The sequence below is a fragment of the Pseudonocardia sp. genome (genome assembly GCF_025965585.1).
Lineage (GTDB): Bacteria > Actinomycetota > Actinomycetes > Mycobacteriales > Pseudonocardiaceae > Pseudonocardia.
On the sequence record NZ_JAOPWR010000130.1, the window covers coordinates 1 to 7,425 of the forward strand.

At 70.4% G+C, this 7,425-nt stretch carries 5 protein-coding genes and 1 tRNA gene; 4 read left to right on the top strand and 2 right to left on the bottom strand.

Annotation, left to right across the window (positions count from 1 at the left end; translation table 11 throughout):
• Nucleotides 1-76: 76 nt before the first annotated feature.
• The 3 genes from fdh (at nt 77) to nrfD (ending at nt 5,530) form a co-directional block, all read left to right on the top strand.
• Nucleotides 77-3,376 carry a formate dehydrogenase gene (fdh, locus tag JWR81_RS08265; protein ID WP_297649072.1) on the top strand — a complete coding sequence of 1,100 codons (3,300 nt, stop codon included), beginning with the start codon at nt 77-79 and terminating at the stop codon, nt 3,374-3,376.
• The gene (locus tag JWR81_RS08270) at nt 3,373-4,410 is read left to right on the top strand and encodes a 4Fe-4S dicluster domain-containing protein (RefSeq protein WP_297649064.1); all 1,038 of its coding nucleotides are present in this window, start codon (nt 3,373-3,375) and stop codon (nt 4,408-4,410) included. The genes fdh and JWR81_RS08270 overlap by 4 nt, the downstream gene beginning before the upstream one ends.
• Before the next feature lie 184 nt (nt 4,411-4,594).
• Nucleotides 4,595-5,530, top strand: a complete 936-nt coding sequence (nrfD, locus tag JWR81_RS08275) for an NrfD/PsrC family molybdoenzyme membrane anchor subunit (protein WP_297649075.1) — start codon at nt 4,595-4,597, stop codon at nt 5,528-5,530.
• A 79-nt stretch (nt 5,531-5,609) separates the two neighbouring features.
• On the opposite strand, the gene JWR81_RS08280 is transcribed toward nrfD, so the two are convergent.
• On the bottom strand, nt 5,610-6,188 hold the full coding sequence (locus tag JWR81_RS08280) for an MEDS domain-containing protein (RefSeq protein WP_297649067.1): 579 nt from the start codon (nt 6,186-6,188) through the stop codon (nt 5,610-5,612).
• A gap of 246 nt (nt 6,189-6,434) precedes the next feature.
• Here JWR81_RS08280 and JWR81_RS08285 point away from each other — a divergent pair, with 246 nt between their 5' ends.
• Entirely contained in the window at nt 6,435-7,241 is an 807-nt protein-coding gene (locus JWR81_RS08285) for a DUF2267 domain-containing protein (protein WP_297649070.1), read from the top strand.
• A gap of 69 nt (nt 7,242-7,310) precedes the next feature.
• Here the strand turns inward: JWR81_RS08285 and JWR81_RS08290 are convergent.
• A tRNA-Ala gene (locus JWR81_RS08290) sits at nt 7,311-7,383 on the bottom strand.
• Nucleotides 7,384-7,425 lie beyond the last annotated feature (42 nt).

A 7,425-nucleotide genomic window follows, 5' to 3' on the forward strand; every position in this document is an offset into this window, starting at 1 on the left:
GGGTCGGCGCCGTCGAAGCAACCTGTGGCGAGCACGCTCGGCCGTGCGGGTGGGGATACTCGGGGAGGGCAAGCCGATGGGCGTGCGCAGGTGGCTCGATTCGTGGCCCGTCTATCGCCAGCTCACCGGTACCGATCCGCTGGGCCGCGGTGCTGCGGCGGAGTCGCCGAGCTCGGCGACGCTGCAGCCGCGGATCGCCGACGCCGACCGGATGGCCTGTTCCGTGTGCCCGTACTGCGCCGTCGGCTGCTCTCAGCAGGTGTTCGTCAAGGACGAGCGGGTCATCCAGATCGAGGGCAACCCCGATAGCCCCATCTCGCGGGGGCGCCTGTGCCCGAAGGGCTCGGCCAGCAAGCAGCTGGTGACCGGGCCGCACCGGGCGCAGAAGGTGCTCTACCGGGCGCCGTACGCCACCGAGTGGAGCGAGCTGGACCTGGACCAGGCGATGGACATGGTCACCGACCGGGTCCTCGACGCACGGGCCAAGGGCTGGCAGGAGCACGACGACAAGGGCCACCTGCTACGCCGGACCATGGGCATCGCGAGCCTCGGCGGCGCCACCCTGGACAACGAAGAGAACTATCTGATCAAGAAGCTGTTCACGGCCATGGGCGCGATCCAGATCGAGAATCAGGCCCGTATTTGACACTCCGCCACGGTTCCCGGTCTGGGAGCCTCGTTCGGCCGCGGCGGCGCCACCGACTACCTGCAGGACCTGAGCAACTCCGACTGCATCGTGATCATGGGCTCGAACATGGCCGAGGCGCACCCGGTCGGGTTCCAGTGGACGATGGAGGCCAAGGCCCGCGGGGCGCGGATCTTCCACATCGACCCGCGGTTCACCCGCACCAGCGCCGTGGCCCATGCGTACGTGCCCCTGCGTGCAGGTACCGACATCGCCTTCCTGGGCGGGGTGATCAACTACATCCTGTCCAACGACCTCGACTTCCGCGAGTACGTGCTCGCCTACACCAACGCCTCGTTCCTGATCCGCGAGGACTACCAGGACACCGAGGACCTCGACGGCCTGTTCAGCGGCTACGACCCGGAGACCGCGACCTACGACCCGACCACCTGGCACTACGAAGGCGCGGACCCGACCGCGCAGGGGTCGATTCCGGATCAGGTGCGGGCGAAACAACAAGCATCGGCCGATCAGCACGGCTCGGGCGGACCGAAGCTCGAAGGCGTGGCCGGGCACATCGCCAGCGATCCGTCGCTGCAGCACCCCCGGTGCGTCTACCAGATCCTGAAACGGCACTTCGCCCGCTACACCCCGGAGATGGTCGAGCAGATCTGTGGCACCCCACGCGACCAGTTCCTCGCCGTGTGTGAGGCGTGGACCGCGAACTCCGGCCGCGACCGCACCGCGGCGTTGGTCTACAGCGTCGGCTGGACCCAGCACAGCGTGGGCGTCCAGTACATCCGGGCCGGCTCGATCGTCCAGCTGCTGCTGGGCAACATCGGCCGCCCCGGCGGGGGCATTCTGGCCCTGCGTGGGCACGCCAGCATCCAGGGCTCCACCGACATCCCCACCCTGTTCAACCTGCTGCCGGGCTATCTGCCGATGCCGTCGGCCGGGTCCCACCCGGACCTGGCGAGCTACGTCAAGGACCTGTGCGCCGAGGAGCAGAAGGGGTTCTGGTGCTACGCCGACGCCTACACGGTGTCGCTGCTCAAGGAGTACTTCGGCGCCGCGGCGATCCCGGAGAACGACTTCTGCTTCGACCACCTGCCCCGGATCAGCGGCGACCACGGGACCTACCGCACCGTGCTGGACATGGTCGACGGAAAGGTGTTCGGCTACTTCCTGCTCGGCCAGAACCCGGCGATCGGTTCGGCCCACGGCAGGCTCCAGCGGCTGGGGATGGCCAACCTGGACTGGCTGGTCGTCCGGGATCTCACCATGATCGAGAGCGCCACGTTCTGGAAGGACGCGCCCGAGATCGAGACCGGAGAGATCGTCACGGAGCGGTGTCGCACCGAGGTGTTCTTCTTCCCGGCCGCGGCGCACACCGAGAAGGAGGGCACCTTCACCCAGACCCAGCGGATGCTGCAGTGGCGGGACAAGGCGGTGGATCCGGTCGGTGATCAGCGCTCCGACCTGTGGTTCTTCTACCACCTGGGCCGGAGGATGCGGGAGCGGTTGACCGGCTCCACCGACCCACGTGACCGGCCGCTGCTGGACCTGTCCTGGGACTACGAGGTGCATGGCAGCCCCGAGGACGGGGAGCCCTCCGCCGCCGACGTGTTGCAACGGATCAACGGGCACGACCTGACCACCGGCCGTCTCGTCGACGGCTATCTCGACCTCAAGGCCGACGGCAGCACGTCGTGCGGCTGCTGGATCTACAGCGGCGTCTACGCGGACGGCGTCAACCAGGCCCGGCGGCGCAAGCCGCGCTTCGAGCAGAACCTCTACGCCCTGGAGTGGGGCTGGGTCTGGCCGCTGAACCGGCGGATCCTCTACAACCGCGCCTCGGCCGATCCGCAGGGGCGGCCCTGGAGCGAACGCAAGGCGCTCATCTGGTGGGACCCCGACCGGGGCGAGTGGACCGGCTACGACGTACCGGACTTCGAGAAGGACAAGCCGCCGACCTACCGACCGCCGGACGGGTCCTTCGGACCCGCCGCGCTGCGCGGCGACGACCCGTTCATCATGCAGGCCGACGGCAAGGGCTGGCTGTTCGCGCCCCGCGGCCTGGTCGACGGCCCGTTGCCCACGCACTACGAGCCGGACGAGTCACCCGTGCGCAACCAGCTCTACGCGCAGCAGGGCAACCCGACGCGGATCGTCTACGGCCGGCCGGACAACCCGTCGAACCCGTCCCCGCCGGAGCCGAACGCCGACGTCTTCCCGTACGTGTTCACGGCCTCCCGGCTCACCGAGCACCACACCGCGGGAGGGATGAGCCGGACGCTGCCCTACCTGTCGGAGCTCCAGCCCGAGATGACCGTCGAGGTCTCCCCCGAGCTCGCAGCCGAACGCGGCCTGACCCACCTCGGGTGGGCGCACGTCATCACCAGCCGGACGGCCGTCGAGGCGCGGGTGATGGTCACCGACCGGCTGGCGCCGCTGCGGGTGGCAGGCCGCCTCGTACACCAGATCTGGATGCCCTACCACTGGGGATCCAACGGGCTGGTCCGTGGCGACGTGTTCAACGACCTGCTCGGCGTGACGCTCGACGCGAACGTCTTCATCCAGGAGAGCAAGGCCGCGACCTGCGACATCCGGGCGGGGCGCCGGCCACGTGGGCCTGCGCTGCTCGCCTACGTCGCCGGGTACCGGGAGCGTGCCGGGATCATCGCCGAGACCGGCACCCACGTCGCCACCGTCGACGGCATCGCCCACATCGAGCAGGAGGCGCGGACGTGATCAGCAGGAACAGCCTGTCCGGACCGTTGGACGACGTCGCCGCCGCCGACGGGCACATCGACCATCCCCCGCGGGTCGGTTTCTTCACCGACACCTCGGTCTGCATCGGCTGCAAGGCCTGCGAGGTCGCCTGCAAGGAGTGGAACCTCGTTCCCGAGGACGGTCTCGACCTGCTCGGGATGTCGTATGACAACTCCGGGATGCTGGGGGCGAACACCTGGCGACACGTGGCGTTCGTCGAGCAGGCCGCCCCGCTCGGTGGTCAGCAGACCGGTCTCGCCGGGCTGCCCACCGGTCCGTCGGCGACGGAGGCCACGGCCGAGGTGGTGGCCGAGCGGCTGCGGCACGCCGAGCGCGGCGGCGCGGAGCTGGGCACCACCCCGCTGCACGTGGACGGCACGCCGCAGGAGCTCGGCATGCCCGGATTCTCTCGGCCCGGTGACGGCACGGGCGCCGAGTCCCGCACGGACTTCCGCTGGCTGATGTCCTCGGACGTGTGCAAGCACTGCACCCACGCCGGTTGCCTGGACGTGTGCCCCACCGGGGCACTGTTCCGCACCGAGTTCGGCACCGTCGTCGTGCAGCAGGACATCTGCAACGGCTGCGGCTACTGCGTCTCGGGCTGCCCGTACGGGGTGATCGACCGCAGCACGCTGGACGGCAAGGCGCACAAGTGCACGCTGTGCTACGACCGGCTGCACGACGGGGCGGAGCCGGCGTGCGCGAAGGCGTGTCCCACCCAGTCCATCCAGTTCGGGGAGCTCGACGTGCTGCGCGAGCGGGCGGATCGTCGGCTCGAGGAGCTGCAGGGGCAGGGCGTGAGCGAGGCGCAGCTCTACGGCCGCGATCCCGATGACGGGGTCGGCGGGACAGGCTCGGTCTTCCTGCTGCTCGATGAGCCGGAGGTCTACGGGCTGCCCCCGGACCCGGTGGTCCCCACGCGCGACGCGGTCTCCATGTGGCGCGCGGCCGGGGCGGCGGCCGCCGCGTTCCTCGCCACCGGCGTGGCCTCGTTCCTGGGGAGCCGGCGATGAGCGAGCTTGCGAGCGAATCATCGACACAGCGCCTCGCGCAGCGCCGACCGAGCGTCAGCGAGGGAGTGCGATGAGTCCGGGCAGGGAGCCGCCGGGACCGGTGGCCGGGCCGCATCACGACGGCGCCGGTGGTGCGCGGAGGCTGCGGCGCGGCCACCGCGGCGGCGGGAACCGCGAGCTGTCGATGGTGCCGGACGCGGAGTTCCGGTCCTACTACGGCCGCCCGGTGCTCAAACCACCCGTGTGGGAGTGGAAGATCCCGGCCTACCTGTTCACCGGCGGCCTCGCGGCCGGCTCCGCGGTGCTCGGGGCGGGCGCGGACCTCACCGACCGCCCGGCCCTGCGGCAGGCGGGCCGGCTCGGCTCGCTGGGCGCGCTGCTGGTGAGCGTCGTGCTGCTGGTCGCCGACCTCGGCAGGCCCGAACGCTTCCACCACATGCTGCGGGTGGCCAAGCCGACCTCCCCGATGAGCGTGGGCACCTGGATCCTCACCGCCTTCGGCCCGGGCGTCGCAGCGGCGGCGGCGTCCGAACTGATGCCGGCGCGCTGGCGCCGGACCAGGATCGGCCGGCTGCTGGGCCTGCTCGCCCGCCCCGCGGGCCTGTCCGCCGTGGTGTTCGCGCCGGGCGTCGCCTCCTACACCGCGGTCCTGCTCTCGCACACCACGGCACCGGGATGGTTCGAGGCACGCGGGCAGCTGCCGTTCGTGTTCAGCGGCTCAGCCGCGGCCAGCTCGGGCGGCTTGATGATGGCGCTCGCACCGGTCGAGGAGGCCGGCCCGGCGCGATGGTTCGCCGCATCCGGCGCGGTGGGCGAGCTCGTCGCGTCGAAGGTGCTGGAGAGCCGGCTGCACCCGGTCATCCTGGAGACCTACACCACCGGCCGGGCACACCGGCTGCGCGCCTGGTCGGAGGGCCTGACCGTGGCCGGGCTGGGCGGCACCCTGCTCGCCGCCCACCGGAGCCGGACCGTGGCCGTGGCATCGGGGATCGCCCTGCTCGCCGGCAGCGCGCTGCAGCGCTTCGGAGTCTTCGCGGCCGGCGTCGCCTCGACCAAGGACCCCCGCTACGTCGTCGTCCCGCAGCGCGAGCGCCTGCAGGAACGCCAGCCGCAGACCTGAGCGCGGAACGGAGAGTGGCCGCGTTCCCTGCTACGTCGGACCGGTGATCGGATCTCCGCAGCGGCCGGCGCGAGCGCTCTCAGGGGCGGGCGTAGTAGGGGTTGGCGAACTCGACCTCGTTGACCAGGACACGCGGGTGGGTCTTCATGAGGTCGACCAGCATCCAGCCGTAGTCCTCGATGTCGTAGACGGACAAGATCGCGACCTCCCGCTCGGACGCGAAGGTGCTGAGCGCGGCTTCGTAGTCGATCAGCGCATCGCTCTGCGGGAGCTGGGGGCTCCACCAGCGGGCTTCCGCGGTGAGCCGCACGGCTTCGTACTCGCCGGCCTGGGCTTCGTCGGTGACGTCGGTCCAGAACTCCAGCATGGCTGGGACGGAGAAGTCGTCGGAGGAGAACTGCGGTTCGTGGGTCTCGAGGACGTCGAGCTGGCCTGCCGATCTCAGGTGCTCCGGGTCGAGCGTGGGTAGCAGTGTGCGAACGGTCTGCCAGGGGTTCGGCTCGCCCAGACCGAGTAGGCACTTGTGTCCGGCGCTCATCCCCTCGGTGAGGAAGGGGCGCATGATCGCGTCTCGGTGGGTCCGGCTGCCCACCAGCGCGCAGATGTGTTCCCCGGGCTCTATCCGCGATGCGGAACTGGCCCTGAGGTGATCGATCACGTGTTTGTCCTTTCTGTTGTCCGCGGAACAGTCCTCCGAACGCATCGCCGCCACAACCCCCATGTGGCGCAACGACAGAACGCGTTCGTACAGCCCTGACGTGGGGTGCCTGAGCGGGCCGAGCCCGTGCGAGCGCGATGGGTGCTCCGGGAGGTCGAGTCGCGCGCCGGAGTTCGGCCCGGCGGGACCTAGGCGCCCGGGTGCCGCCCTGACACCGTGGCCGCCTGGATCCAGCAGGGAGAGACGATGGATTATCAGGGCTTCATCACAGTCGTCCGGGAGCGGGCCGGCGTCCCGACCGCGGAGGCCGAGCGGGCCGCCTGCGGCACGCTGCAGACCCTCTCGCGCCGCATCTCGGTGGGAGAGGCCGAGGACATCGCCGAGCGCCTGCCGGACGAGCTGCGATCGTGCGTCGCGCTCGACGGCAGCCGGCAGATGTTCCACCTGGACGGGTTCATCCAGCGCCTCGAGGAGCAGCTCGGTGTGGACCGGGGGATGGCCGTACGGGAGGCCAAGGCGGTCGTTGCGGCGCTGTGGAGCACGATCGGCTCGGAAGAGTTCGACGACATGCGCGCGGAGCTGCCGAAGGACTTCGACCAGCTCCTCGACGAGGCCGTGGCGCAGGCGCCGAGGCCCGGGTTGAGGGAGGCCACGTTCATCGGGCCACTGTCGTACGACGAGTGGGTGGACCGGGTCGCGGAGCTCACCCGGACCGATCGGGAGCAGGCCACGCGCGCCATCGAAGCGGTGCTCGAGGTCCTCGCCATGCGCATCACCGCGGGTCAGGTGGAGGACCTGGCGCCGTTCGTGCCGGTGGAGTTCCGTCGCGCGCTGGAGAACGGCGTGGCGCGCAGCGGGGGCAAGGCCATGCGGTTGACGCTCGACGCGTTCCTACGCGAGGTCGGCCGGCGCGAGAACCGTCGCCGTGGGGATGCCTACAAGCACGCGAAGGCCGTGCTCGCCGTGCTGCGCGAAGCGGTGGGCGAGAAGGAGTTCAGCGACACCGTCGCGCAGCTCCCTGATGAGTTCCGCGAGCTGCTGAGGCAGGACTGAGACCTGCAGACACACATCAGGGCCGCCTTCGCGTCCTGCGAAACCGGCCCTGACCAGGAGAGACAAGAGTGGAGCTGAGGGGATTCGAACCCCTGACCCTTTGACTGCCAGTCAAATGCGCTACCAGCTGCGCCACAGCCCCTTGCGAAGAGAAAGCTACACGAGCCCGCGAGGCCCCCGCGAA